The organism is Paraburkholderia sp. BL25I1N1 (genome assembly GCF_003002025.1).
GTDB lineage: Bacteria > Pseudomonadota > Gammaproteobacteria > Burkholderiales > Burkholderiaceae > Paraburkholderia.
Map to the genome: position 1 here is coordinate 1 of NZ_PVZB01000010.1, position 24,183 is coordinate 24,183.

A 24,183-nucleotide genomic window follows, 5' to 3' on the forward strand; every position below is an offset into this window, starting at 1 on the left:
CTATCGCTTGACGTTCACAAGGCGTGGCCAAATTTTGCTCTTCGGGCACAACTACAAGATTTCGGCACTGATCGTCCCGTGCCGCCCTATGAGCGTACATTGGTGAGTCGAATCTGAACGACTCGTATGGGTCGTCTGCGGTCCTCTGCCTGACGCGCGGTTTTAGAGTCCCGCGTACGGCGGCGTCGGGCAGAGTTGGGCCACAACCCGCCATTCGACATCGCGACCCGAATCGTCGACAATCCGCCAAGGTTGGTTCTCCGGTTCTAGCAGTATTTCTGGATTGATTGCATCTCACTCTATGACTGTGACAGAAGGCGGCATCTGTGCCCGCGCCATCGCTTACTTGAAGCCCGTGGTGCAAGACTCAACACCAGCAATATCGTTATCACGAGAGGACTCGCCGGTTCTCCGTCCCCTCACCGACGACCTGTTGGTTTCGTACGTCGCGGATGCAGCTGATCATTTGGCTTTTGTTCAGCACGGACATCTGCAACAGGAAGGTGTGTCGGTCGACGAGCTTCATTCAATGGCCGTTTCAAACTTGCAGGCTCTTGCGGAAGAAAAGTTGGCTGTTCGCGAGTACGGTTCCATATATGTTGCACTCATGGGAGGCAACTTCGAGGCGAGTCTTCTCGCGCTTGATGCCATGTGGAATCACTGGTACGCCCATCTCGCCCCACAGGGCTTTGTAGCTGTTGCTCCAGCGCGCGACCTCCTTGCATTCTGCGACTCATCTTCCGCACAAGGGCTGGTAGAGCTTCGGCACGTCGTAGAGCGGTCTGGGGATTGCGACCATCGGCTGCGCCCCCACTTGTACCGACGCACAGGCACCGAATGGAAGCAACTGCCGGTCGCGCCGTGATTGGGGCGACGATTCGGACTCTCTGCAAATTTAGGCAACGTGGTCGCCAAGCTCAGCAGGACAGGTTCGCTCGTAACGACGATGCGAATGTCCGCTTTCGCTTTCCGCGACTGTCTCATCAGGGTCGGCTGCGGTCCTCTGCCTGACGCGCGGTTTTAGAGTCCTGCGTACGGCGGCGTCGGGCAGAGTTGGGCCATTTGCAGCCGCTCGCCAGCGCGCCATATTTCTTCGGCTGCCGGAGCAAGAAGGGTTGCTGTCAACAATTAGCTGGTAGCGCGTTCAACTCGAAGCGGAATGGCACACCGCCTCCACACGATTGCCGGCCGGATCGAAGAGAAACGCTGCATAGTAGTCGCTATGGTAGTGCGGCCGAAGGCCCGGTTCACCGTCCGAACGCCCTCCTGCGGCGAGGCCGGTCGCAAAAAATACGTCCACTTCTTCGCGGGACGCCGCCTTAAAGCACCAATGCCGCTTGTTCGGGTCGATGTTGCTTGGGTCCAGATAGACCGCCAAAAAGGTCGATTCCGTATCATCCCGCGTGCAACGCTCTCCGTAACCGAGCGCATTGGGGCGGTCGTAGACCTTCGTTGCTCCCAGCGCCTTCATGATTGAGTCGTAGAACGGACGCGCTGCGTCAAGGTCGGGAACGCCGATCGAAACATGATCGAGAAGCTGCATGAATTTTTGCTCAAGTCAGAATTCGGGCAGCTATCTTACCGCCCGGCAAAGCAATTATCTCGCGCAACTCTGCATGGCCCGAATCGGGGCGTCCGAATTGAGAGCGGATTTGCGCAAGTAGCTCTCTGCGCAAACGTCGGAAGCTGCCCGTCCTGTCGGCATCGTGAACGAATGGCGGTTGACGAGAAGTCTGACCGTCTCTTGTGGGTCCGACAAGAGCCCAACGCAACCCCCAATACACCACCACGAATTCACCCGCTCGATCCACCGCACCCCCTCAATTCTCCGTGTAAACAGACAAAGAAATCAGTACCTTCAACGAAGCGCAGCCGCCACCGCCTCGTCAATCTGCAGCGCGAAGCGCGCGTCGACATCGGGCACGCTGTAGCCAATTGACAGTTCCAGATACGCGTCGCCCAGCACCAGCTGAACGAACGTTGCTGCCCGCAATGCAGCAGTCGGCTCATCAAATCTCTTCCGCAGAATTCTCGCAGCGAACGCACGCACGACCTTTGCACCATTTTCGTAAAACACCTGACCGAGTTCCGGAAGACGCTCGGCCTCAGCGACGATCGCCCGGTAAAGCCGCAGGTAATCCGGCGCAATAAGACTTCGTGCGAGCAGCCATCCCAATTCGTGCAACTCCACTTCAGGCGATCCATCGGACGGCTCGTGCAGAGCGCCCGCAAGAAGTGCGCCGATCTCAGCGCACATCGAGCTCACCAGACCCACGAAGAGTGCCTCCTTCGACTTGAAGTGGCGGTAGACCGTTTGTTTGCCGACGCCAGCGGTCGCCGCGACGTCGTCCATCGTGGCGAGGCCAAAACCCTGGCTTAAAAAAACGGCTTTCGCGCCGTCGAGGATCGCGGACCGCTTGCGGCGTTGCAGCGGGCTCAGTTCAGGGGGAGAGAAAGCGTTCATACGGCATAGATAGCAGATCATCGAACAGTTGACAAGACTGGGCAGTCTCGTTTACCTTTGTCAAAACGAGACCGACAAGTCTCGTTCATCTGATTTATCGATTTCACAGGCGATCATCAAGGAGAGCGCTTTGGAACTGTTCATTACGGGTGGTACGGGCTACATCGGGCAAGCGGTCGCACGCAAGGCATTCAGCCTCGGCCATCAGGTGACCGCGCTGGTGCGCCAGGACAGGTCGTCGGCCGCCGGCGCGCTGGCGCGTCTCGGTGTGAAACTGCATGCGGGCGACCTGCGTGAGCCGCAGTCTTTCGCGGCGGCTGCGGGTGCCGCCGATGGCGTGGTGCACGCCGCGTCGACCAACGATGCTTCCGCCGCTGCTGTTGATGAGGCTGCGGCGGTAGCGATGCTTTCGCATTTGCGTCCGGGCGCGGTATTTGTCTATACGTCGGGCACCTGGGTCTACGGCAATACGGAGGGAGGGCCCGCGACGGAAGCATCGGCGCTGAACCCGACACCGCTCATCGCCTGGCGGCCCGCAGTGGAGCAACAGGTACTGGCGCTGGCAGCGAGCCGTTCGATCGCCGCAGCGATTCTCAGACCGGCGATGGTGCACGGCTACGGCGGCGGCGTCTTCGGCATGCTTGCGGGCATGGCCCGTGAGAGCGGCAGTGTGAGGATCGTTGGCGATGGTCGCAATCACTGGCCCGCCGTTCACGTCGATGATCTCGCCACGGCTTACCTCAGCGCGATCGAGCAGGCGGCAAGCGGGGACGGGCGAGTCGCCGGACAGATCTTCAACGTGGTCACGGAAGATGCCGTTGCTGTTGCCGATATGGGTGAAGCGATCCGGGCGTCGGTCGGCGCCGATCGCGTCGCGCTCTGGCCGCTCGACGAGGCCCGCCAATCGCTTGGACCGTTCGCTGACGCACTGGCGCTCGACCAGACGATCAGCGGCCAGCACGCCCGGCGAGTGCTGACGTGGGAACCCCACGGCCCCGGCCTGATTGCGGACCTCTCTTCACAAGCGCACTTTCAGCAAAGCAACGGAGCATGACGATGGCGTGGAACAGCGTATCTTTCGAATCGATTCTCGCGACGATCGTGGCGGTTCTATTCGCGATTGCCGGGGTGATCAATCTCTCACGACGCGGCGCGGCGAAACGCGACTTCGCACGCTGGGGTTACCCGGAGTGGTTTCAGTTGCTCTGCGGCGCGCTCGAACTGCTGAGTGCGGCACTTCTTCCCTGGCAGCAAACCAGAGTCTTGGGCCTGACGCTGGCGGGAGCGATCATGATCGGCGCGCTCTTCACGTTGCTACGAAACCGGGAGCCGTTCGGGCATCTCGCCCCGGCGCTGGTCTTCTCGGCTCTGATTGTGGCCACCTTGGCGGTTCGTGGATGAGGCTTCCGCGTCACCGCGCGAATGAGCTCGAGACGCTAACATGCCGCGCCGGCAATCCGCGCTGCGGGTATTTGAAATACACACGCGGATTGCGGCATTGGAGCAACATCAGTTGACCACGTGCTTGATAGGTCCGGCTTTTGCAGCGATGGCTGTGCGCTCCATTTTCACGAGCTGTGTGCAGCGGCCCAGATTCGATGGCAATTCCGGCCGCCCCTGACTAGCCGTCCCGCGCTTCTGCTTCTTGAAGCGATGTGTTAGCGGCTCTTCACGGGCAGTTCACACAAGTTTGTTCATCCAGACCGTTAAGGCATGGGCCCGAAGAAAATCGCGCTCAGCTTTTTTCGGCCGATCACCCGCGCAAGTTCAGCAATCACGCAATACATAAAGATCAGCGTTGCGAGGAGTATCTGGACGGCCCAGAAGCGTGGCCAACTGACATCGGCCCAGAGTTGCGCATTGGCCGCGATGAGACCGGGCGCTTCTTTCCAGTAGTCATAGAGCCGCTCAAAGTAATGAACGATGAGCGCGACGGCCGCATACATCAACGTCTTCCAGCCGACGTTCCAGACAAGCGGCTTGTCGGGAAAGCGATTGATGAACGGCAACATGTCCGCGACCAGAACGGATTTACCCAATATCAATGACGCGAGGAGCACCGAAGTCGACGTAGGCAACGAGATGCCCGAGCCTCTGATCATGAGCGCCCTGACAATCGCGACGATGTGAAGGATGATGAAAAAGAAGATCGTCGGCGGAAGCGCTTTCATGAATTCATGCTTGATCTTGCCCGTCAGCGTACCCATGATGCGCTCCTCGCCAGCCGCCCTGACCTACCCGCACGCTCAACACACCTCAGCAATCATCGGTGACGGCCGGCTCCGCAATCGCGAGCATCTGCGTTAGCGACCCGGTCGAACTGGCAGGCGCGTCGATCATGAACAGCGATTCGCGCAATGCCAGCTCAATATCGAAGCGTTGTTCCAGCCACGCTCGCAGGCCGGCCTCGGACATGATGACGATGTTGCTGCGTTTCGCTTCATCGGTGGTCGTCACGTCAGGCATTTCGGGGACAACGTCCGGGTCGAAGCCATTCGTGGTCGCATGAAAGAAACCCCACGTGTCATTTTCAATGAGCAGCACATAGAAGTCCGGGAGCGCCAGAAGCGCGTCTTCACTGTGAGCCGCTTCGATGCGTGCCTGAAGCAGGTTCAACGCTTCGACGGCGGACATGCGCATGCGCGCCGCGGAGAGCGCACCCCCCGTGGCGTCGATCGGCTCGACAATCCCCGCATCAATCGCCTTGCGGGTCGCTACCGCGACGGTCAGCGCAAGAGGATGACCAACGCCGAAATCAATCTTGAAGTTGCAGATCGCGCACATGGTTTCACCTCAAGGCGTGACGATGTTGAACCAGAAATCGAAGTTGTCGAGCCAGGACACGAACTCGCCAAGCTTCTGGCTATTGCCGTCGATTTTGGCGCTGCCCGCCATCACCAGCTTCTGCATGTTGGTTTGTCCCATCATGATGCTGTTGAGGTCCGCGCGCGTCATGGTGACCGTTGCGTCCGCTGATTTCGAGGTTCTGTCTTTTGAATAGTGCAACGCGCTGTTCTCGACGCCCAGCACGCAGTTTTCTTTCGTATCGGTCAGTACGAGATTGAATGACGCCGTCTTCCTGTTCGCTCGCTCACCATTCAGCCGGATACCAAGGTAGTCGAGGAACATGTCGAGCGGCATGGCCTGAATGGTATCCGGGCTCTGTGGCGCGGGCGCCTGTCCCTTCCTGACGCCGTTGCGCAATTCCATGGCTCCCGTCAGATAGAAGTTGCGCCAGGGCGCAGACTCCGACTGGTAGCCAAGCTGTTCATAAGCGTCCGCCAGCAGCTGTTTGGCAGCGGTGTTTTGCGGATCCGCGAACACCACGTGGTTGACGACTTCCGCCACCCATCGGTAGTCACCCTGATTAAACGAATCGTGCGCCCTTCGCAGAACGGCAGCCGCTCCACCCATGTACTCGACGTACCGCTTGCCGCTGTCGGTCGGCTGCAGGCGGTGCAGATTTGCGGGCACGCCGTCAAAGAATCCAAGGCGCAGGTTGTACTGCGCGACGGCGTCGTGATAGACCGTGCCGTAGTAGCTCCGGCAATACCAGTGCTTCGCAAGGCTGTCCGGCAGACGGACTGCCTCGCCAATCTCGAGCGGCGTCTGGCCCCTGTTGGCCATGCGCATGACCTGGTCATGCAGATAGCGATACATGTCGCGTTGCGCACGCAGGAAAGCATTAATCCGGTCGTTGCCCCAGGTAGGCCAATAATGCGAGGCAAAGAGGACCTGCATATCGTCGCCGTGCAGATCGAGCGCAGTTTGCAGGTACTTGGACCAGAGCAGCCCATCACGAACCTTTGCGCCTCGTAACGTGTACAGATTGTGCAGCGTGTGAGTGGCATCTTCCGCCGCGCAGAACGCCTTGAACTTCGGCAGATAAAACATGAACTCTGAAGGCGCCTCCGATTCCGGCGCCATCAGAATCTCGATGTCCACGCCGTCGAGCGTCAGTTTCTGGCCGGTCTTTTCTGCAAACATGGAGGGCACAGCCAGCGTGATAGTACCGACCGATGTTGTCTTTCCCAGACCACCATCGACAATCCCCGTCGGGCTGCGCGGTAGCAGTGAGCCATACATGTAGCTGGCGCGACGCCCCATCGCATTGCCGGCGATGATGTTCTCGCCGACGGCAGCTTCAGTGAAACCAACCGGCGCCACAATCTGCACCTTGCCCGATTTCAGATCGTCGTCACTGACGAGGCCCCGCACACCGCCATAGTGATCGACATGGCTGTGCGTGTAGATGACGTGAGTGATCGGCTTGTCGCCAAGATGCGGAATGACGAGCTGCTTCCACACCGTCGAAGCTACTTCGGTCGTAATGAAAGGATCGACGACGATATAGCCGTGATCTCCCCGAATAATGCTCATCACGGAGAGGTCGTAGCCGCGCACCTGCCAGATGCCGTCGACTACTGTGTAAAGCCCGTGATTCATGTTCAGCTTGGCATTGCGCCAGAGGCTCGGATTGACCGTTGATGGAGCGTTGTTTTCCGGACCTCCGTGTACAAACGCGAACTGCTGAAGGTCCCAAGCCGGGAATTCGCCTTGCCCCTTGATGATGACCGGTTCGGGGAGCGTGGCGATGAGGCCGCGCTTTGCGTCTTCAAAATCCTGGGCGTCGGCGAAAGAAAGAAAATCGGCGTATTGCTTGTTCAATGCAATGGTCGAGGGCGACGCGGGCTTTGAAGCCGGACTGGTTGAGTTTGTCGACCCGGCTTGCGCAAGCGTTTCGCCAACTGCCCCGGAAAATCCGGTTGCTACGCCGACAACCGCCACGTTTTTCAGGAACGCCCTGCGTGCTCCAGGCTTTGCCGCATCATCCGATTGGGACATGCCCACCTCCGGTAATTAGGAAGAGCGGACGCTCAATGGCCCTTGAGAGTGGCCTGCCCGCCCTCTTACTGATCCAGAAAAATCGATGGATTAATTAACTGCCAGCTACGTATTCAGTAATCTGTAGCGTCGTTCGCCTGAAGCAAGCTTTTTGGCCTATGTCCGCGTGAATCGGCAATCAAGGAAGGTTATGCGATTGTCACAGGCCTCCAAGTCGTATTGACCGAATGATCCAATGCCCGTAACTGATAACGTATAAATGACCGGCTAACGATATGGCGTTTAAAATGCGGTTCAAACGTCCGCAGTTTCTAAACATAGGACAATTTTTCGATATGTCTCACATTTTTTGCGTCAACTTGGTTGCGTGGTAATTCGCAATATCGGAAGTTATCTGGAATTGGCGCCCTACGATACGAGGCTACCGGATCAACCGGGTCGCCTTGCGCCTCACCGAACGCCGGGCTCGGAACTTAAGCATGTACGAACAGTTATTCAAACGTGCGCGCCCGGCGCAGCGAGTCTTGCGAGAGCAGCTTGCCGTGCTTCTCAGCGAGACAACCAGGATCGCCTGCGGCGGGGTCATTTCGTTTAATTCTGCGAACCGTTTCCGTGGATGGCGATTGCTATGCAAATCACAAAGCCTGCTCGACACGCGCAATCACATCGACCTGATTCTGACGCGATAGACTTCCGCCTGAAAAACATCTCAGCCAAAACACACGATCCTTCAAGGAGAAGCAGCGGCATGGACCGGACGTCCGCAATGGAAACCTATGTCAGTGTGGTGGAGCCGGGTTCGTTCTCGGCGGCCGCAAAGCGGCTCAAACTCGGGCAACCGGCCGTGTCGAAGTCGATCGCGCAACTCGAAGAGCGACTCGGCGTGCGACTCCTGTTGCGCTCGACACGCGCACTGACGCCCACCGATGCAGGTCGGCGCTTCTACGAGCACGCGCGGCGCGCAATCGAAGAAGCGGATCTTGCAGAACATGTCGCGCGCGACGCGTCGACGGGACTCTCCGGCGTGCTTCGCGTCAGTGCCGCGGTGACCTTCGCGGTCGCCGGCAAGTGCTGTCGGTGTATAGATTAATTGCTTCGACGATCAGGGGCCGCGCAATGCAAGGACTTTAATTAGCATCCCGGAAGCAATTGCAAATCCGCTATGAACCTATCCGACGGCAGCCTTACGAAATCAGATCCAGTAGAATTACTTCCATTGCCTTTGCGCTAACGCCCTCATGTCGCCATAGCCGCGAGTTATCGCGCGCTAGTGACACTCAACTGCGCACTGGACGCAGCCACCCAGCGTTTCCCGTGCCGGGCGGGCGTTGAAGTCGAACGGCCGGCAACCCGACGACGAATCTGCCTAGCGCCGAAAAAATGCGCCCGTTGCGAAGCAAAGTACGCGGCACGTTAAGTGCTCCATTCGTGATCAAGCAGGCGGCGATCGTCTGCGTCTTTATTCCGGTCCAACCAAGGAGGACGAATCATGAATAAGGCAACCAGCACCTTAATCGCGGCCGTCGCCGCACTCGCCCTGTCGGGCGGCGCTTTCGCACAGACGGCCGGAGGCTCCAGCGGCGCAGGTACGTCAGGCAGCACCGCTAGCCCGGCGAACCAGACGAACCAGATGAACGGCGCAGCGGGTGGCTACGGCACGCCAAGCGGCACCAACTCCGCTAGCGGCATGGCCACCCGGCAGGCGCCGAACTCCGGCCTGCCGAGCGGGAACAGCACTTCGACCTCCGGCACCAGCGCTCCGAAGACGAGCAACACACTGGCCACCCCAAGCGTCGTGTCGCCGGCCGCCGGCCAACAGTAGTGGTCATGTCGGTTCGCTTGATAGACTAGCCGTCGGCGACGACTCCACAAAGGACGTCGCCGAATGAGATCCGTAAGCGTCGGTAGCGTTGTTCGAGAGCAATTGTCCGGCGCGTCAATTCAGACACCGTGTCCGCGCTTCCGGAAGACGTCCAAACAGAACTATCGCCGCATGACCCTGTCCAGTTGAAGACTCGCCGCCAACTGGCGAGTCCCCGCGCTTTAACTTCCAATCCGATGAAGCCGAGGGCGCAACCGCCGCAGAGCGCATTTTCACGCGACCGACAATCTGCGCGTGCGATCCGGCCATCGGCATCGCGCTTTTTATCCTGTTGCCGCCAATGCGGCTTATATTGATGTCAGGCGTGTTCCCGCATCAACAGGATTCCGTTTCAGCGCAATGGCCGCACTCGTGCTGGCCATCGTGGCGCAAGATGGTTGGGCGCGGCATGAAATGCGCGGCACGCACGCGCCCTGGTATGATGCCCATCGCACGCCTTTGGTGGAGTCCGGTTCACTGTTGCTCCTCACGCAGCCTGTCCTTTCGTCACGAGAACCATCATGCCCGTCCAACCCGACAAAGTCCCCGCTGCGAGCGCCCCACCGCACAAGGCCCCGCGCAAGGTCATGCCGATCGCCGCGCGCAATCTTCTGATGGTGGCCGTGGGCGTCGTGGTCTTCGCGATCGTGGCGACCGTCGTGCTTTACGGTCCGATTACGTACGGCGACGAGATTCCGAACTTCGGCATCATCCTCATGCTGACCGTGCCGGTGATCGCGGGCGTGGCGTTCCGGGTCGGGCTGGATGCGTGGTTCGACCGGAAGTGAACGACGGCCGCTTCGAGCGCATGCCGTTTGAAAGCTGCCACGTCTAGCGTGTCGAGGCGCCAAGGGGCAGTACCACCCACACCTCCAGCCCGCCACCTTCGCGCGCATGAAACTCCAGACTGCCGCTGTGCAGACGCGCGATTCGCTCGACGATCGCCAGTCCCAGCCCGGTGCCGCCGCTGTGCGTACGCGCATTGCGGCCGCGCTGGAACGGCGCCTTCAGTTGCTCCAACTCCTGCGCTGAAAGACCTTTGCCGCGATCGCCGACTGCAACGTACACCGCCTCGCGCGTGGCCCAGCTTCGCACCGCGAGTCCGCTTCCGCCGTACACGATCGCGTTCTGCATCAGGTTCATGAGCAGCCGCATCATGCTGATCGGGCGGTACGGCACAGCGGGCAATGTCGCAAGGGATAGCTCGAACTGGTGCCCCAGCCCCGCGAAATCCCCCGCCAGCCGTTCGATCAGCGCATTGAGATCGCCGGGCTCCGGCTGCTCGCGCTCGCCGCTGCCCGCGTAATCCATGAACTGCTGCAAGATCGTTTCGATCTGATCCAGATACGATTCAGCGGCGACCACGAAGCCGCTGTCGCTGCCACTGGGCATGGCCATGGCCATCGAGAGACGCAGCTTGGTCAAGGGCGTGCGGATGTCGTGCGAGATGCCCGCGAGCATCAGCGCGCGCGTCGCCTCGGCTTGCTGCAACGCCTGCGTCATCTGATTGAACGCGCCGCTCACCGTGGCAATTTCGGCGGGGCCATCGGTCGGCAATGGCGCGGGCGTTTCACCGGCGCTTACGCGGCGCGCCGCGCGCGTCAACTCCTGGAGCGGCCGGTTGAGGTGGCGCTGGATCAGGTAGCCGGTCAGCGCCGCCAGCGCGCCGAGTCCGAGCGTCAGCACGATGGCGGCGTCGAGTCCGTTGCCCTGCGCGTCTTCGGGAACGGGCAGCGCGATCCAGTACGGCGCTTGTGGTGCATCGGCCGGCGCGTGCATGCGGATCCACAGTCGCTGGCCGCCCAGCGTTTGCCAGCGCGCCGGCATGTCGGCGGGCAGATGCGCGCGCAAGCTCTCGAGAAACACGTTGCGCTGATAGGTGCGGTACGCGCGCATGAGATCCGGCGGCGGCGCGGTGGCGGCTTCGTCCGGTGCCTGGGCGCGCGCGTCGAGGCGCGCGCTCAAGTCTCGACGCGCCGCGGGCGGCGTGGCCGCGAGCAGATTGTCGAGCGTCGTCACATAAGTGGCGAACACGGCCGCCGCACGTTCGACGCGCGGCCGCTGCACATAGTGGATCAACACGCCGAGCGCGCACACCTGGCTCAGCATCACGAGCGCGATCAGCAGCGCGATATTGCGCGCCAGCAGCGTTCTGGGCAGCAAGCTTTGCAGCAGCGAGCGTGTCATGAGTCGACGTCCGCGACCAGCATGTAGCCGACACCCCACACGGTCTTGATGAAGCGCGGCTTGGACGGATCGTCCTCGACGATCTGCCGCAGCCTCAGCACCTGCACGTCGATGCTGCGATCCAGCGCATCGTGCTCGCGGCCCCGCGCGCGCGCCAGCAGATTGTCGCGGCTCACCGGCCGGTTCGGCGACGACGCCAGCGCGACCAGCAGCAGCATCTGCGCGGAGTGAATCTCCAGCAACTCGCCCGCGCGCGACAGCTGCTGCTTGACGATATCGAGCGAGAAGTCGCCGAAGCTCACGCTTTGCGACGTCACGGTGACCTCGCCCGAGGCGATCTTCTGGCGCCGCAGCAGCGCGTTGATACGCGCCACCAGTTCACGCGGCAGGAACGGTTTGGCGAGGTAGTCGTCGGCGCCGGTTTCGAGGCCGACCACCCGGTCGAGCGGATCGCCCTTCGCGGTCAGCATCAGGATCGGCAAGGTCTGCCCCTGCTCGCGCAAACGGGCGCAAATAGCGAGGCCGTCCTCTTCACCGATCATCAGATCGAGCACCAGCAGATCGAAGGGCTCGCGCTCCAGGTAACGGTCGAGGCGCTTGCCGTCTTCGGCGACGCGCACGTCAAAGCCGTGGCCGCGCAGAAAGCGCTGCAGCATGTTGCGCAATTCGACTTCATCGTCGAGCACGATGATTTTGGCGGGGCGATCCATGCGAAGGCTCCTCGATTCAGGCTAGGCGTCGGGCGGCGTTGCTTTCCATGCCGCATGCCGTTCGCTCAAGCGCTGCAACAGCACATAAAACGACGGAATGAACAGCACGGCAATGCAGGTGGAAGCGAGCATCCCCGAAAATACCGCAATCCCGAGCGAGCGGCGCGCGCTCGCACTCGCGCCGGTGGCGATCACGAGCGGCACCACGCCGAGAATAAATGCGAACGAGGTCATCATGATCGGCCGGAACCGCAGGCGCGCGGCTTCTATCGCCGCCTCGGTTATGGCGACGCCCTGGGCGCGCAGATGCCGCGCGAATTCGACGATCAGAATCGCGTTCTTCGCCGACAGCGCGATCAGCAGCACGAGACCGATCTGCGTGTACAGGTTGTTGGCGGCGCCGAGCGCGGCGAGTGTGCCCGCCGTGCCGAGCAGGGCCAGCGGCACCGCCAGAACCACGGCGATGGGCAACAGCCAGCTTTCGTATTGCGCGGCCAGCACGCAGAACACCAGCAGCACACCCACGGCGAACACCCAGTACGCCGAATTGCCGACCAGTTTCTCCTGATACGACATCGCGGTCCATTCATAGCCAATGCCCGCCGGCAGAATACGCGCGGCTTCCTGCTCGAAGGCTTTGATCGCGTCGCCCGTGCTGTAACCCGCCGCCGGATTGCCGTTGATGGCCGCGGCCGGCTCGAGGTTGTACAGCGTCGCCACCGCCGGGCCGACGCTCGTGCGCGCGTCGATGAAGGTGCCGAGTTCGACCATGTGGCCGCTGTTGCTGCGGATCTGCAAGCGGCGAATGTCGTCGGTTTCGCGGCGAAATGCGCCGTCGGCCTGCACGAACACCGGAAACGTATGATTGAAGGTGGTGAACTGGTTCACGTAGCTCGAGCCGACATAGTCCTGCAGCAGATCGAACACATTGCCGACCGGCACTTGCAGCGACTCCGCCTTGGCGCGATCGAGCGTGAGTTCGACGGTCGGCACGGACGCGCGGAACGGGCTGAACACGCGCTGCAATTCAGGCCGTTTCGAGACGCCGGCGATCAACGCGTCGGTCGCGTCCTGCAAGCGCCGATAATTTTGCGAGCCGTCGGTCAGCATGACCTGCATCTGCACGCCCCCGCTGTTGCCGAGGCACTGGATCGGCGGCGGCACGATCACCACGGAGCGGATGTCGGGCAGCTTCGCCAGCTCGCTATTCATGCGCAAATACAGCGAGCGCAGGTCTTCGCCTTTGCCGCGCTTGCTCCAGTCGTCGAGCGTCACGTAGATCAGCGCGGAATTCGGTAGCGAGGCGTTGTTGTCCAGCGGCGAGATGCCGCCAATCGACACCACATGGCTCACGCCCGGAATCGCGCCGATGCGTTTCTCGATCTGCGTGCTCGCCTCGCGCGTGCGTCCGAGCGAAGCGGCGTCGGCGAGTTGCGCGGCGATCAGCACGTAGCCCTGATCTTCGAGCGGAATGAAACTGGTGGGTATGCGCGTCAACAGGAAAGCGGAGCCCGCGCCGAGCACCAGCGCGATCACCAGCGCAAGCCCGCAGCGCGCGACGAACCACGACACGACCCGCACGTAGCCCTTTTCGACACGAGCGTAACCCTTGTCGAACACGCGATACACGATATTCGGTTTGCCGGGCCGCGCATGCCGCAGCCAGCGCACGCTTTGCACCGGTTTGAGCGTCACCGCGTTGATCGCGCTGATCACGGTGGTGGCGACGACCACCAGAGCAAATTGACGGTACATCTGCCCGGTCACGCCGCCCAGAAACGCCGACGGCAAAAACACCGAGACCAGCACCAGCGTGATGCCGATGATCGGCCCAAGCAGTTCATGCATCGCGTCGATGGCGGCCTGCTTCGGCGTCTTGCCCTGTTCGATATGCTGCGTGATGCCTTCGACCACCACGATCGCGTCGTCCACCACGATGCCGATGGCCAGCACTATCGCGAACAGCGTCAGCAGGTTGATCGAGAAGCCGAGCATATAGATTGCACCGAACGTGCCGATAATGGTCACCGGAATCGTCGTGGCCGGCACCAGCATCGCGCGCCAGTTTTGCAAAAACAGCAGGATCACCGCGAGCACCAGCAAGGCCGCCTCGAACAGCGTCTTGTACACGTCGATCACCGATTGCCGCACGAAGGTGGTCGTATCGAACGGCAGCTGATAACTAACGCCTTTCGGCATGTCTTTCGCGAGGCGCGCCATGGTCGCCTTCACGGCATTGCCGACTTCCAGCGCATTCGCTTCGGGTAACTGATAAATAGCGATGCCCGCGGCCGGCTTGCCGTCGAGATTGAAGAACTGTCCGTAACTCGACGAGCCGAGTTCGGTACGCCCCACATCGCGAATCCGCACGAAATGGCCGCCGTTATCCGGATCGGCCTTGACGATGATGTCGTCGAATTCGCGCGGATCGGAGAGCGCACCGTGCATCGTCACCGTGAGCTGGAACGCCTGGCCGCCCGAGTTCGGCTCGGAACCGAGTTGGCCCGCGCTCACTTCCCTGCTCTGGCTCTGGATCGCGTTCATCACATCGGCGGCGGTCAGATTGCGTTCGCTCAGTTTCTTCGGATCGAGCCATACGCGCATGCTGTATTGCCCCGTGCCGAACACGGTCACGTCGCCCACGCCCGGCAAACGCGCGAGCGTGTCGCGCAGATAGATCACCGCGTAGTTGCTCAGAAACAGCGAATCGTATTTCGGATCCGGCGATTGCAGCGTGTAGAGTTGCAGGATCGCGGTCGACCGCTTGCGCACGGTCACGCCCTGCTGCTGCACCGCCTGCGGCAGTTGCGCGGTTGCCGCCGAGACGCGGTTCTGCACCAGCACCTGCGCCTTGTCGACATCCGTACCGACGGCGAAGGTGACGGTGAGCGTATAGGTGCCGTCGTTGGTGCTGGTCGACTGCATGTACAGCGCGTTTTCCACGCCGTTGACCTGAGTTTCGATCGGCAGCGCCACGCGGTCGATCAGCGTCGCGGCACTGGCGCCGGGAAAGCGCGCCACCACTTGCACAGTAGGCGGCGTGATGGGCGGATATTGCGCGATGGGCAGATTGATCAGCGCGACGGCGCCGAGCAGCATCACGATCAGCGCGATCACATTGGCGAAGACCGGCCGCTCGACGAAGAAGCGGATCATGACTGGCCTTGCGTGTCCGCGGCCACCACTTGCACCCTGGTGCCCTGCGCCACCGCCAGCGCGCCGCCCGTCACGACCTGATCGCCGGCGTTCAGTCCCGACGTAATCGCGCGCAGCGGGCCGAACAGTCCGCCCGTCACCACCGCGCGTTTCTCGATCACGCTCGCGCTGTTCACGATCAGCACGAAAGCGCCGGCCTGTTCGCGCAGCACTGCGGTGTCGGGCACCAGCAAGACGTTTTGCGGCGCGCCGGCGGGAATATGCACCTCGACCGACATGCCCGGAATCAGATGCGCGTCTTTGTTCGCGATGTCGGCACGCAGTCTGAGCGTGCCACTATTGGCGTCGACCCGCGTATCGACGAATTCCAACGCGGCATCCTCGCCCTTGCCGGCCGGCGCGCCGAGCACGTTCACCCGCACCGTGCGCGGCGGCTCGGTGAACAGGCCGATGCGGTTCGCGTCGCGTTCGTTCAGCGTGAAGTTCACGTACACCGGCTGGATGCGATCCAGTGTGGCGAGCTTGGTGGAATCGGACGCGCCCACCAGATTGCCGACGTCGAACGACCGCGCGCCGATACGTCCCGCGAACGGCGCGCGAATCTCCGTGTAGCCGAGATTGATGCGCGACATGTCGCGTTTGGCGAGCGCCTGGTCGCGCGTGGTCTGCGCTTTCTGCAACGACGACTCCGAGGTCGCGTTATCGGCAGTGAGCTGCTTCTGGCGGGTCAATTCCTGTTCGGCGTTGACGAGCTCGGCCTGGTCGTAAGTGAGCTGCGCGCGGTACGTGTCCGGCTCGATGCGGAACAGCAACTGCCCTTGCTTGACGTTGGCGCCGTCGGTGAAGCCGATTTCCTTCAGCACGCCCTGCACGCGCGCCACCAGCGTGACCGTGGCCGAAGGCGCGACCGTGCCGCTCAGGTCGATCTGTTCACGCACCTCGCGGGGCTGCGGGCGCATCACGCTCACTTGCGGCACGGGCGCAGTGTGGGCGGCCGGCGCGTTGCCGTCGCGGCAGGCGGCCAGCGCCATGGCGAACACGATGCAGATCCCCACCGCCACCCGTCTGGCTATCAGACCGTTTTCTGCCATTTCGTTATTTCCCATTCCCGGGCTCGCCCCCGCTCGCGCGCGCCAATGCGGAATTCGCGGGCGGGTTCAACAGGCGGCCCCAATCCGTGCGCCGCGCCATCTGCTCGGCAATCTGTTCGCTCACCACCTGCTGCCCTTGCGCCACTTCCCAGCCTCCGCCGAGCGCGCGATACAGCGCCACCGCGGCGATCGCCGCGAGCCCCTGGTTCTGCGCGAGCGAATCGCCGTCACGCAAAGCCGAGCGCGACGCGTCGAGCACCGTGTCGTAAGTAACGGAGCCCGAGCGATACTGCGCGTTGGCCAACCGTAGCGCGCGCTGCGAGGCGTCGGACGCGCGCGCCGACGCGGCCAGCGCGTCGAGCGTGGTGCGCAGTCCGGCAATCGCATCTTCCACTTCTTTCTGTGCCTGCAGCACCGTGTTCTGATAGTCGAGCACGGCCTCCTGAAAGGTCGCGTCCTGAATCCGTACGGCGTTTTTCAATTGACCCCGATCGAAGATCGGCAGCGTGATGCCCGCCGAAAAGAGGCCGATGGTTTTGCCGCCCCACTGGGTGAGTCCAATGCCATGCTGTTCGCCCGACGACAGCCCGAACAGGCCCGTCAACGACAAGGACGGATACAGCTTCGCCTTGGCCGCGCCGATCAGCGCCGATTGCGCCGCCGCGTTGAGCGCGGCCTGGCGCACGTCGGGCCGGCGCCGCAGCAGATCGGCGGGAATGCCGACATCGATCTGCGTGGGCGGCACGGGAATCGCGCTGCTGCCTTTGAGTTGCGCGTCGACGGCGTCGGGCGGATCGGCGAGCAGCACGGCCAGCGTGTCGCGGTCCTGCGCGCGCGCCTTGATGAGCGGCGGAATCTGCGCCTCGGTTTCCGCCACCAGCGTGGCGGCCTGCTCGACATCGAGCTGGCTCGACGCACCATGTTTGTAGCGCGCCTGCGTCAGCGTGAGACTCTGCTGGACCGACTTCAGATTCTGCTGCGCGACGACGATGCGTTGTTCGAGCGCACGCAGATCGATGTAGGCATTGGCGACGTCGCCGAACAGCGACACCAGTGCGTTGTCATACGCGGCTTCCGACACGCGCAGTTGCGCGCGGTCCGATTCGATCTGCCGGCGGTATTTGCCCCAGAAGTCGATCTCCCAGCCGGCATTCACGTGCAAATGCTCGGCCCACAGATGGGCGGGCGGAATCGGGCCGACGCCGCTCGTGTTGATATGTTCGGCACCCACCGACACGCTGCCCGACTGCGGCAGCAGATTCTCCGCACTGGTCGCGAGCTGCGCGCGCGCCTTGAAGATATGCAGGCCGGCCACTTGCAGCGACAGGTTGCGCTCATACGCGCGCTGCTCCAGCGCGGTGAGCACGGGATCATTGAAGGCGGTCCACCAGGCCGCCTGTGCGGCAGGTGTGGCTTTCGCCTCACCGGGCAGACTTTCGAGCCACTGGTTTTCAAGCGTCGCTTGTGGTTGCTTGAAATCCGGGCCGACGCTCACGCAACCGCTCAGCGCCGCGCTGATCGATACGACGATCGACGCGCCGGCGATACGCAGATAGCGGGACGTGGCAGGTTTCATCACACGTTGTTATTGGCTCGGAGGACGGCCGACGGTTCGGCGGGACGGCTCGTGCGCCGGCGGCAGACCGCGCCGCGCCACGGCCCCATGGTCCCGCCAATGCCCGCGGGGCTCAGTGCGCTGCCCCGCGTTCCTGCATGAATGCCTCGATCTGCGGCAGCGTGATGTAGCCCGCCTTCTGCGTATCGATCTCGTCGAAGTGCTTGGCGACCATCGGCATGCCGGCGGCCGCCTGATCTTTGGTGAGCTTGCCATCGTGCGTGGTATTGGCGTTCGCAAAGCGCGATTGCAGCTGCTGCACCATACGCTCCATGCGCTGCGGATTGCCGCCTTGCGGTGCGGCTTGAGCGAACGTGACGGTGGATGCGCAGCACAGCAACACGATAGCGATCAACTTCTTCATGACTGACTCCTTCGATTGAGCCACCGAGCGTCGCCTGCCGTTTGCCGCGATCCGTTTCGATGACAGGCCGAATTCTTGGGGAAGCGCCGTCGCAAGGCAACTTCAGAATCATGTCGATTCATGTCACGGCTTTTAAGGCATCCCCTTGAGCCGCCACGAACGCGGCCACGAACGCCACACCGCAATGCAGCATGCGGTTCCATTACCCGCACCCATGCCGCAGCGCCGCCGTGGCGTGACATGGAATGAAATGAGTTTGCGATGCCGTTTTGACGGCGCTTTGCGTATCTTTCGTCTGCCGGCGCCGTCAGCGCCTCGCCGCAACGGCTGAGTTCTCACGTCCCCCGAATCAGCCGGCCCGCTTCTTCACCTGAAGACGCCTCGCGCTGCTCAACGCATCAGGAGTACCAATTGACTATCCGTCTCGTCTGCGCCTCAACTGTCACCGCCATCGGCCTCGCCTGTTCGTCGACGGCGTTCGCCCGCGTGGTCGTCTATCTGCCCGCCGCCGTGGTCTACGCCCCGCCGCCGCGCCCGGTCTACTACTCCGTGCCGGTCAATCCCGTGTACGTGGTGGCGCCGCCGCCAGTGCCCCTACCCGTGGCGGTTCCGGTCGCGGCCGCCGTGACGGCGCCAAAGCCCATCCCCCTGTACACCACCGTCGTCGTCCCCGCGCCGACCAACTACGCGGTCGTACCCGCCCCCGCGGTGACCTACGCCCAGCCCCTCATGATGATGCCGCGTTAGGCGCGCGTGGCGCGTCATCAGTGAATGTGCCAGTTACAACCCAGGCTGTGGAATCAGCATAGGACATGCTGCCGCCAGCAATGCCTGGTGGATTCCCGTTGTCCTGGGCGCCATCCGGCGGCGTGATGCGAGCGCGAATCCGTGCTGCAAAACTCTGAATGCGCCCTTGGAATAAAGCGGTGCAATTGGCGGTTATAGAGGAAGGCCGAACGCAGCACGACTCCGTTCCAGACGATGTGGAACATCGCTTGCTCACTGTTCGTTATGACCGGGCGCATGTCCATTCGTTGGACACGTCCGTCCAATCTTGGGACTCTCAAGCGGCCTGCGGGCAGATTTCGGGCAGGCCACCGCCCTATGCGGATACATCAGATGAACTACCAGGAACTCGACAGGGAGATCGCCCACCTCGAACGTGTGTTCGAGATGATCTCCGCCAACGATCGCATTCCGCTGTCCTACTGGCACAGTCGCCTGCGAAATTTGCCCAGACCGATGTTGATGCCGATCCAGCGCGCGCGCATCGCGCGGCTGGAGGCGACGCTTCGCTCGCTGACGGAAGCGGACGAAGCGTCGTTCGCCGAACCGCGGTTGCGTCCCACCGGCACGCGGTCGTAACGCGGCGGCCGGGACCGGCCGCCGCCCTCGAAACGGGATGCCGCTCCGTCAACCCGTCAGGATCCGCGCGCCGAGCGCCAGCACGAGCGCCGGCAGCATCACCAACGCGCCCACCTTCAGAAACTTCATGAAGCTCACGTCTTCGCCTTCGCGGCGTATCGCGTTGAGCCAGAGAATCGTCGCCAGCGAACCGGTGATGGACAGGTTCGGCCCGAGGTCGACGCCGATCAGCAGCGCGTCGATCACACGCTCCGGACTGTGCGCCTGCATCACGGTCGAACTGGCGATCAGGCCCGCCGGCAAGTTGTTCATCAGATTGCTGCCGATCGCGATGACGGCGCCCGCCCAGCCCGCCGTAGCCAGTTCGTGCTGCTGCGCGGCGCGCTGCGTGAGTTGCGCCGCCGCCGTGATCACCCCGGTGTGATCGAGCATTTCGACGAGCACGAAGAGCGCGGCGACCAGCGGCAGCACGCTCCACGAGATTTCGCGGATCATCGGCAGCGGCGATTTGCGCTCCAGAATCAGCACGATCAGCGCGGTCAGCGCGCCGAGTATCGCGGTCGGCATGCCGAGCGGAACGTCGAACGCGGAGACCGTCAGCAGCACGGCGGCCGTCACCGCGATGCCCGCGAGCGCCACGCGGCCGCTGGACGACAGCTCGACCGGATCGAGATTCGCCTCGCAGGTGCCGGCGAGCGCGTCGCGCTGGGTCCAGCGCAGCATTACGTAGGTCGCGACGATCGACAGCAGCGACGGCAGCGTGAAGCGCATCAGCCAGGCACCGAGCGCGGGCGTGTGGTTGCCGTACAGCACGATGTTGGCGGGGTTGGAGATCGGCAGCACGAAGCTCGCCGCATTGGCGATGAACGCGCAGACGAACAGCAAAGGCAGCGGATGCGTCTTCGCCTTTTTGGCGGCGGCGAACACGGCCGGCGTGAGGACGACGGCGGTGGCGTCGTTCGAAAGAAACGCGGTGATCACCACGCCGACCAGATAGACGAGCAGGAAGAGTTTGCGCGGCGAACCTTGGGCATGATTGACCGCGAGCACAGCAACCCAGTCGAACAGGCCTTCACGGCGCCCCACTTCCGACAGCAGCATCATGCCGAAGAGGAACAGATAGACGTCGGTGCCCTTGCCGATCGCCTCGAGCGCCAGATGGGCCGGCAATAGCCCGAGCGAGACCAGCAGCAGCGCGCCGGCCACGGCCCACACGGCTTCGGGCCATTTGAACGGCCGGGTGATGACGCCCGCCGTGGCGGCGGCGGCGATACCCCAGGAGAGGAAAACGGAATTCACGAAGTGAGCCTTGAATCATTGATGACGCGCGAGCGCGATATCCGGCCTGGCCGGGCGAACGTGCCGATGAGACGGCGGATGCAGGCGCTGATATAGCAAGTTGCGCGCCCATGGCAGCGCCGGCGCGCGCGCTTCATCCCACGCGCTTCATCCCACTCGGTTCACCGCCGCGATGCAATCGCGGCCGTTGTCCTTCGCGTGGTACAGCTGCGTGTCCACCAGATTCACGAAGGCCACCGGATCGGCCGCCGCGGCGGGAATCGTGGTGCCGACGCCGAAGCTGGCGGTGATGGTCTGCCGGAACGGCGAGCGCTCATGCGGGATCTGTTCGGTTGCAATGCGGTCGCGGCAACGCTCGGCGACCTGGCGGGCGGCGTCGGCGCCGGTGTTCGGCAGGATCAGCACGAACTCTTCCCCGCCGAAGCGGCCGACAAAGTCGCCCGGCCGAACCGCGTCGCCCAGTACGCTGGCGATCCGCCTGAGGCACTCGTCGCCCTGCACGTGGCCGTAGTAGTCGTTGTACGACTTGAAGAAGTCGATATTGACCATGACTAGCGAGAGCGGCGCCGCATGACGCAAAGCCGCGCTCCATTCGCGCTGCAGACTGGCGTCGAACGCGCGGCGATTGCCGACGCCCGTCAGGCTGTCCTTGAACGACAGCGCCTCGAGTTCGCGCTGCAACGCGGCCAGTTTCTCCTCGGTCTTCTTGCGCTCGCTGATATCGAACATGAAACCGACCAGCGACTCCACGTTGCCGCGCGCGTCGCGAACCACGTGCACCACGTCGCGCAGCCACACGTATTCGCCCCGGCTCGTCAACGCGCGATAGTCCGCTTCGTGATCGATGCCCGCCTGCGATTGCGCGACACAAAATTCGACCACCTTCTCGCGGTCCTCGGGATGCATGCGCGCGGCCCAATCCTGCACGGTTTTCCAACTGGACGGCGCCCAGCCCAGCAGGGCTTCGATCTGCGGGCCGATATAGGCGAACTCCATGGTCGCCCAATCGATCTTCCACGGAATCGCTTTGGTCGATTCGAGCAACGTGCGGTAGACAGCTGCGTCGTGCTCCATGTAGCCTTCCACCCCGGCCGCGGCAGATGCCGCAGGTGTAGTCTCGTGCCGCAGAAAATCCGCGCTCAGCGCGATATTGTTGTTTTCAAGCCTGTTCATCGGTCCCAACTCTCCTCGCGGTTCAGCCGGCAAATTAACACAGCGGACGACCTCCCGGCCCATTACAGCGGCCGCACCGTTTTATTCCAGCGACATTAGCGTCACGGCTACAACAATCTGTTCCCTTCTCCCCGGCTATTCAGCTTCCATTGGCATCCCTACTATTCGCACTCACCTGCAATACCCGATAACCCTAGAACGTCAAAGTATGAATTCCAGCCCTGTCCGTTCAGACCGCTACCACGGCGCCGCCATTGCCTTGCATTGGCTGATCGCGGCGTTGATCATCTGCGGCTTCTATATCGGCTGGATCATGAGCGATATTCCCGGCTTCACGCCCACCAAGCTGAAGTATTTCTCCTGGCACAAGTGGATCGGCGTAACCGTATTCGTGCTCGCCGTCGCGCGTGTGCTGTGGCGCGCCACCCACCGCGCGCCGGCGCTCGACAGCGCGACGCCCGCATGGCAGAAGGCCGCGGCTCACCTGGTGCATGGCGTGCTGTACGTGCTGATGCTGGCGATTCCGCTGTCCGGCTACTTCTACAGTTCCGCCGCCGGCATTCAGGTGGTGTATCTCGGCATCGTGCCGCTGCCGACCATCATCGGCCCGGATCAGGCGCTCAAGGCGAGCCTGCGCACCGTCCACGTGCTGCTCAATTACACGTTGCTTGCACTGGTGGCGATGCATGTGGCGGCGGCGCTCAAGCATCAGTTCGTCGACCGCGACGGATTGCTGGCCCGAATGATTCCCTTCCTCAAATAACAGCCGGCGATTGGCTACGGCTTGTTGGCAATCTAATTCCCAGCCGTGTGCAATCAACGCACGCAGGTTCGATAGGATGCGTACCACCATGAAAACAACCCTTTACCACTCCGTTCAACGCGTAACGCTCGCCGGCATCGCGGCCTTCTCGCTCTTCGGCGCAAGCCTCGCGCATGCCGATGTCGATACGAGCAAAAGCAGCGTGATCGCCACCACGAAACAGATGAACGTGCCCGTCGACGGCAAGTTCAGGAAGTTCTCGGCGCAACTGAATTTCGATCCGGCGAGGCCGACCGCCGGCAGCGCGAACGTGTCGATCGACACCGGCAGCTACGACCTCGGCGCCGACGACTACAACAAGCAGGCCCAGGGCAAGGAATGGTTCGACAGCGCCACCTTCCCGGCCGCGACCTTCGTCTCCAGCGCGATCGCGCCGGCGGGCGGCAACCAGTACAAGATCACCGGCAAGCTCACCATCAAGGGCAAGTCGCAAACCGTCGTGGTGCCGGTCACCATCGCCAGCCAGGGCACTACGCAAACCTTCGACGGCGCGTTGCCGATCAAGCGCTCGCAATTCGACGTCGGTACCGGCGAATGGAAAGACACGTCGGTGGTCGCCGACGAAGTCGTCATCAAATTTCACATCGTCGCTTCGAAGAAATAACTCGATACGAAGCGTCGCAGCCCAATCTGAAACCTGGAGAACACCTTGAAGAAACAACTTTCGCTCGCCGCAGGCGCGCTGGCCGCCGCATTGTCGTTCAACGTCATGGCAGCCGATACGTATCAGCTCGACCCGACGCACACCTACCCGAGCTTCGAAACCGACCACTTCGGTGGCGTGTCGATCTGGCGCGGCAAGTTCAAGAAGAGCAGCGGCACCGTGGTGCTGGATCGCGCAGCGAAGACCGGCACGGTCGACGTGACGATCGACATGAGTTCGGTGGATATCGGCAACGACAAGCTCGACGCGGAACTGGTCACGGACAAGTTCTTCGACGCCGCCAAGTACCCGAGCGCCACCTACAAGGGCACGCAGGTCCGTTTCGACGGCGACAAGCCCGTGGAAGTAATCGGCACGCTGACCATGCACGGCATCACGAAGCCCGTCAATCTGAAGATCGAGTCGTTCAAGTGCTTCGTGAACCCGATGCTCAAGCGTGAAGTGTGCGGCACGGAATCGACCGCGACGTTCAATCGCGATGACTTCGGCGTCGACTTCGGCAAGACCTACGGCTTCAAGATGCAGACCACGCTGCACATTCAGGCCGAAGGCATCAAGCAGTAAGC

At 62.3% G+C, this 24,183-nt stretch carries 23 protein-coding genes and 1 pseudogene; 11 read left to right on the forward strand and 13 right to left on the reverse strand.

The features are described 5' to 3' along the window. The first annotated feature begins 301 nt into the window (after positions 1-301). Complete coding sequence (locus tag B0G73_RS16105) at positions 302-865, forward strand: hypothetical protein (protein ID WP_106282316.1); 564 nt, start codon at positions 302-304, stop codon at positions 863-865. A gap of 279 nt (positions 866-1,144) precedes the next feature. On the opposite strand, the gene B0G73_RS16110 is transcribed toward B0G73_RS16105, so the two are convergent. Continuing rightward, positions 1,145-1,543, reverse strand: a complete 399-nt coding sequence (locus B0G73_RS16110) for a VOC family protein (RefSeq protein ID WP_106282317.1) — start codon at positions 1,541-1,543, stop codon at positions 1,145-1,147. 315 nt (positions 1,544-1,858) lie between these two features. Next, entirely contained in the window at positions 1,859-2,485 is a 627-nt protein-coding gene (locus B0G73_RS16115) for a TetR/AcrR family transcriptional regulator (RefSeq protein WP_308706143.1), read from the reverse strand. Between the two features lie 109 nt (positions 2,486-2,594). Here B0G73_RS16115 and B0G73_RS16120 point away from each other — a divergent pair, with 109 nt between their 5' ends. Continuing rightward, positions 2,595-3,518 (forward strand): NAD-dependent epimerase/dehydratase family protein, encoded by a 924-nt coding sequence (locus B0G73_RS16120; protein WP_106282318.1) that lies wholly within the window; start codon positions 2,595-2,597, stop codon positions 3,516-3,518. A gap of 2 nt (positions 3,519-3,520) precedes the next feature. Beyond that, on the forward strand, positions 3,521-3,865 hold the full coding sequence (locus B0G73_RS16125) for a DoxX family protein (protein ID WP_106282319.1): 345 nt from the start codon (positions 3,521-3,523) through the stop codon (positions 3,863-3,865). Positions 3,866-4,170: 305 nt separating this feature from the next. Here the strand turns inward: B0G73_RS16125 and B0G73_RS16130 are convergent, their stop codons facing one another. Genes B0G73_RS16130 through B0G73_RS16140 form a run of 3 tightly spaced genes read right to left on the reverse strand, consistent with a single transcriptional unit; the run spans position 4,171 to position 7,309 of the window. Continuing rightward, entirely contained in the window at positions 4,171-4,671 is a 501-nt protein-coding gene (locus B0G73_RS16130) for a hypothetical protein (protein ID WP_106282320.1), read from the reverse strand. A 49-nt stretch (positions 4,672-4,720) separates the two neighbouring features. Further along, complete coding sequence (locus tag B0G73_RS16135; protein WP_106282321.1) at positions 4,721-5,248, reverse strand: hypothetical protein; 528 nt, start codon at positions 5,246-5,248, stop codon at positions 4,721-4,723. A gap of 9 nt (positions 5,249-5,257) precedes the next feature. Beyond that, entirely contained in the window at positions 5,258-7,309 is a 2,052-nt protein-coding gene (locus B0G73_RS16140; RefSeq protein ID WP_106282322.1) for an alkyl/aryl-sulfatase, read from the reverse strand. A 748-nt stretch (positions 7,310-8,057) separates the two neighbouring features. On the opposite strand from B0G73_RS16140, the pseudogene B0G73_RS16150 reads away from it, so the two are divergent. From B0G73_RS16150 to B0G73_RS16160, 3 genes and pseudogenes are all read left to right on the forward strand, one after another. Then, positions 8,058-8,366 (forward strand): annotated as a pseudogene (locus B0G73_RS16150) (LysR family transcriptional regulator); the annotation flags it as partial. 432 nt (positions 8,367-8,798) lie between these two features. Further along, positions 8,799-9,131 carry a hypothetical protein gene (locus tag B0G73_RS16155; RefSeq protein ID WP_106282324.1) on the forward strand — a complete coding sequence of 111 codons (333 nt, stop codon included), beginning with the start codon at positions 8,799-8,801 and terminating at the stop codon, positions 9,129-9,131. Positions 9,132-9,691: 560 nt separating this feature from the next. Further along, positions 9,692-9,958 (forward strand): hypothetical protein, encoded by a 267-nt coding sequence (locus B0G73_RS16160; protein WP_106282325.1) that lies wholly within the window; start codon positions 9,692-9,694, stop codon positions 9,956-9,958. A gap of 43 nt (positions 9,959-10,001) precedes the next feature. Here B0G73_RS16160 and B0G73_RS16165 read toward each other — a convergent pair whose 3' ends face one another. The 6 genes from B0G73_RS16165 to B0G73_RS16190 all read right to left on the reverse strand — a co-directional run bounded on the left by B0G73_RS16165 (position 10,002) and on the right by B0G73_RS16190 (position 18,293). Next, on the reverse strand, positions 10,002-11,357 hold the full coding sequence (locus tag B0G73_RS16165) for an ATP-binding protein (protein WP_106282326.1): 1,356 nt from the start codon (positions 11,355-11,357) through the stop codon (positions 10,002-10,004). After that, positions 11,354-12,067, reverse strand: coding sequence for a response regulator (locus B0G73_RS16170; RefSeq protein WP_106282327.1), 714 nt, complete (start codon positions 12,065-12,067; stop codon positions 11,354-11,356). Before B0G73_RS16170 ends, B0G73_RS16165 begins: the two co-directional genes overlap by 4 nt. 21 nt (positions 12,068-12,088) lie before the next feature. Then, a complete protein-coding gene (locus B0G73_RS16175) occupies positions 12,089-15,223 on the reverse strand; it encodes an efflux RND transporter permease subunit (RefSeq protein WP_106282328.1) in 3,135 nt (1,044 codons plus the stop codon). Then, on the reverse strand, positions 15,220-16,329 hold the full coding sequence (locus B0G73_RS16180; protein ID WP_106282329.1) for an efflux RND transporter periplasmic adaptor subunit: 1,110 nt from the start codon (positions 16,327-16,329) through the stop codon (positions 15,220-15,222). Before B0G73_RS16180 ends, B0G73_RS16175 begins: the two co-directional genes overlap by 4 nt. Continuing rightward, positions 16,319-17,890, reverse strand: coding sequence for an efflux transporter outer membrane subunit (locus B0G73_RS16185; RefSeq protein ID WP_106282330.1), 1,572 nt, complete (start codon positions 17,888-17,890; stop codon positions 16,319-16,321). The genes B0G73_RS16180 and B0G73_RS16185 overlap by 11 nt, the downstream gene beginning before the upstream one ends. A 112-nt stretch (positions 17,891-18,002) precedes the next feature. Continuing rightward, the gene (locus B0G73_RS16190) at positions 18,003-18,293 is read right to left on the reverse strand and encodes a hypothetical protein (RefSeq protein WP_106282331.1); all 291 of its coding nucleotides are present in this window, start codon (positions 18,291-18,293) and stop codon (positions 18,003-18,005) included. Between the two features lie 411 nt (positions 18,294-18,704). On the opposite strand from B0G73_RS16190, the gene B0G73_RS16195 reads away from it, so the two are divergent. After that, a complete protein-coding gene (locus tag B0G73_RS16195; RefSeq protein ID WP_106282332.1) occupies positions 18,705-19,040 on the forward strand; it encodes a hypothetical protein in 336 nt (111 codons plus the stop codon). 372 nt (positions 19,041-19,412) lie between these two features. Further along, positions 19,413-19,658, forward strand: coding sequence for a hypothetical protein (locus B0G73_RS16200; protein ID WP_106282333.1), 246 nt, complete (start codon positions 19,413-19,415; stop codon positions 19,656-19,658). A 48-nt stretch (positions 19,659-19,706) separates the two neighbouring features. Here B0G73_RS16200 and B0G73_RS16205 read toward each other — a convergent pair whose 3' ends face one another. Both B0G73_RS16205 and B0G73_RS16210 read right to left on the reverse strand, forming a co-directional pair. Continuing rightward, positions 19,707-20,957 carry an arsenic transporter gene (locus B0G73_RS16205; RefSeq protein ID WP_106282334.1) on the reverse strand — a complete coding sequence of 417 codons (1,251 nt, stop codon included), beginning with the start codon at positions 20,955-20,957 and terminating at the stop codon, positions 19,707-19,709. Positions 20,958-21,104: 147 nt separating this feature from the next. After that, entirely contained in the window at positions 21,105-22,130 is a 1,026-nt protein-coding gene (locus B0G73_RS16210) for a sensor domain-containing diguanylate cyclase (protein WP_106282335.1), read from the reverse strand. A 208-nt stretch (positions 22,131-22,338) separates the two neighbouring features. Here B0G73_RS16210 and B0G73_RS16215 point away from each other — a divergent pair, with 208 nt between their 5' ends. From B0G73_RS16215 to B0G73_RS16225, 3 genes are all read left to right on the forward strand, one after another. Next, positions 22,339-22,893: a cytochrome b gene (locus B0G73_RS16215; RefSeq protein ID WP_106282336.1), complete on the forward strand. Its 555-nt coding sequence runs from the start codon at positions 22,339-22,341 to the stop codon at positions 22,891-22,893. A gap of 88 nt (positions 22,894-22,981) precedes the next feature. Further along, complete coding sequence (locus tag B0G73_RS16220) at positions 22,982-23,557, forward strand: YceI family protein (protein ID WP_106282543.1); 576 nt, start codon at positions 22,982-22,984, stop codon at positions 23,555-23,557. A 45-nt stretch (positions 23,558-23,602) separates the two neighbouring features. Then, entirely contained in the window at positions 23,603-24,181 is a 579-nt protein-coding gene (locus tag B0G73_RS16225) for a YceI family protein (RefSeq protein WP_106282337.1), read from the forward strand. Positions 24,182-24,183: the final 2 nt, after the last annotated feature.

Excerpts from the sequence above, each read along its gene's own strand:
- B0G73_RS16215 (WP_106282336.1), top strand. The coding sequence starts at position 22,339 with ATGAATTCCAGCCCTGTCCGTTCAGACCGCTACCACGGCGCCGCCATT.
- B0G73_RS16180 (WP_106282329.1), bottom strand. The coding sequence starts at position 16,329 with ATGGGAAATAACGAAATGGCAGAAAACGGTCTGATAGCCAGACGGGTG.
- B0G73_RS16125 (WP_106282319.1), top strand. The coding sequence starts at position 3,521 with ATGGCGTGGAACAGCGTATCTTTCGAATCGATTCTCGCGACGATCGTG.
- B0G73_RS16175 (WP_106282328.1), bottom strand. The coding sequence starts at position 15,223 with ATGATCCGCTTCTTCGTCGAGCGGCCGGTCTTCGCCAATGTGATCGCG.
- B0G73_RS16115 (WP_308706143.1), bottom strand. The coding sequence starts at position 2,485 with ATGATCTGCTATCTATGCCGTATGAACGCTTTCTCTCCCCCTGAACTG.
- B0G73_RS16160 (WP_106282325.1), top strand. The coding sequence starts at position 9,692 with ATGCCCGTCCAACCCGACAAAGTCCCCGCTGCGAGCGCCCCACCGCAC.
- B0G73_RS16200 (WP_106282333.1), top strand. The coding sequence starts at position 19,413 with ATGAACTACCAGGAACTCGACAGGGAGATCGCCCACCTCGAACGTGTG.
- B0G73_RS16210 (WP_106282335.1), bottom strand. The coding sequence starts at position 22,130 with ATGAACAGGCTTGAAAACAACAATATCGCGCTGAGCGCGGATTTTCTG.
- B0G73_RS16105 (WP_106282316.1), top strand. The coding sequence starts at position 302 with ATGACTGTGACAGAAGGCGGCATCTGTGCCCGCGCCATCGCTTACTTG.
- B0G73_RS16110 (WP_106282317.1), bottom strand. The coding sequence starts at position 1,543 with ATGCAGCTTCTCGATCATGTTTCGATCGGCGTTCCCGACCTTGACGCA.
- B0G73_RS16165 (WP_106282326.1), bottom strand. The coding sequence starts at position 11,357 with ATGACACGCTCGCTGCTGCAAAGCTTGCTGCCCAGAACGCTGCTGGCG.
- B0G73_RS16130 (WP_106282320.1), bottom strand. The coding sequence starts at position 4,671 with ATGGGTACGCTGACGGGCAAGATCAAGCATGAATTCATGAAAGCGCTT.
- B0G73_RS16155 (WP_106282324.1), top strand. The coding sequence starts at position 8,799 with ATGAATAAGGCAACCAGCACCTTAATCGCGGCCGTCGCCGCACTCGCC.
- B0G73_RS16220 (WP_106282543.1), top strand. The coding sequence starts at position 22,982 with ATGAAAACAACCCTTTACCACTCCGTTCAACGCGTAACGCTCGCCGGC.
- B0G73_RS16170 (WP_106282327.1), bottom strand. The coding sequence starts at position 12,067 with ATGGATCGCCCCGCCAAAATCATCGTGCTCGACGATGAAGTCGAATTG.
- B0G73_RS16185 (WP_106282330.1), bottom strand. The coding sequence starts at position 17,890 with ATGAAACCTGCCACGTCCCGCTATCTGCGTATCGCCGGCGCGTCGATC.
- B0G73_RS16140 (WP_106282322.1), bottom strand. The coding sequence starts at position 7,309 with ATGTCCCAATCGGATGATGCGGCAAAGCCTGGAGCACGCAGGGCGTTC.
- B0G73_RS16190 (WP_106282331.1), bottom strand. The coding sequence starts at position 18,293 with ATGAAGAAGTTGATCGCTATCGTGTTGCTGTGCTGCGCATCCACCGTC.
- B0G73_RS16135 (WP_106282321.1), bottom strand. The coding sequence starts at position 5,248 with ATGTGCGCGATCTGCAACTTCAAGATTGATTTCGGCGTTGGTCATCCT.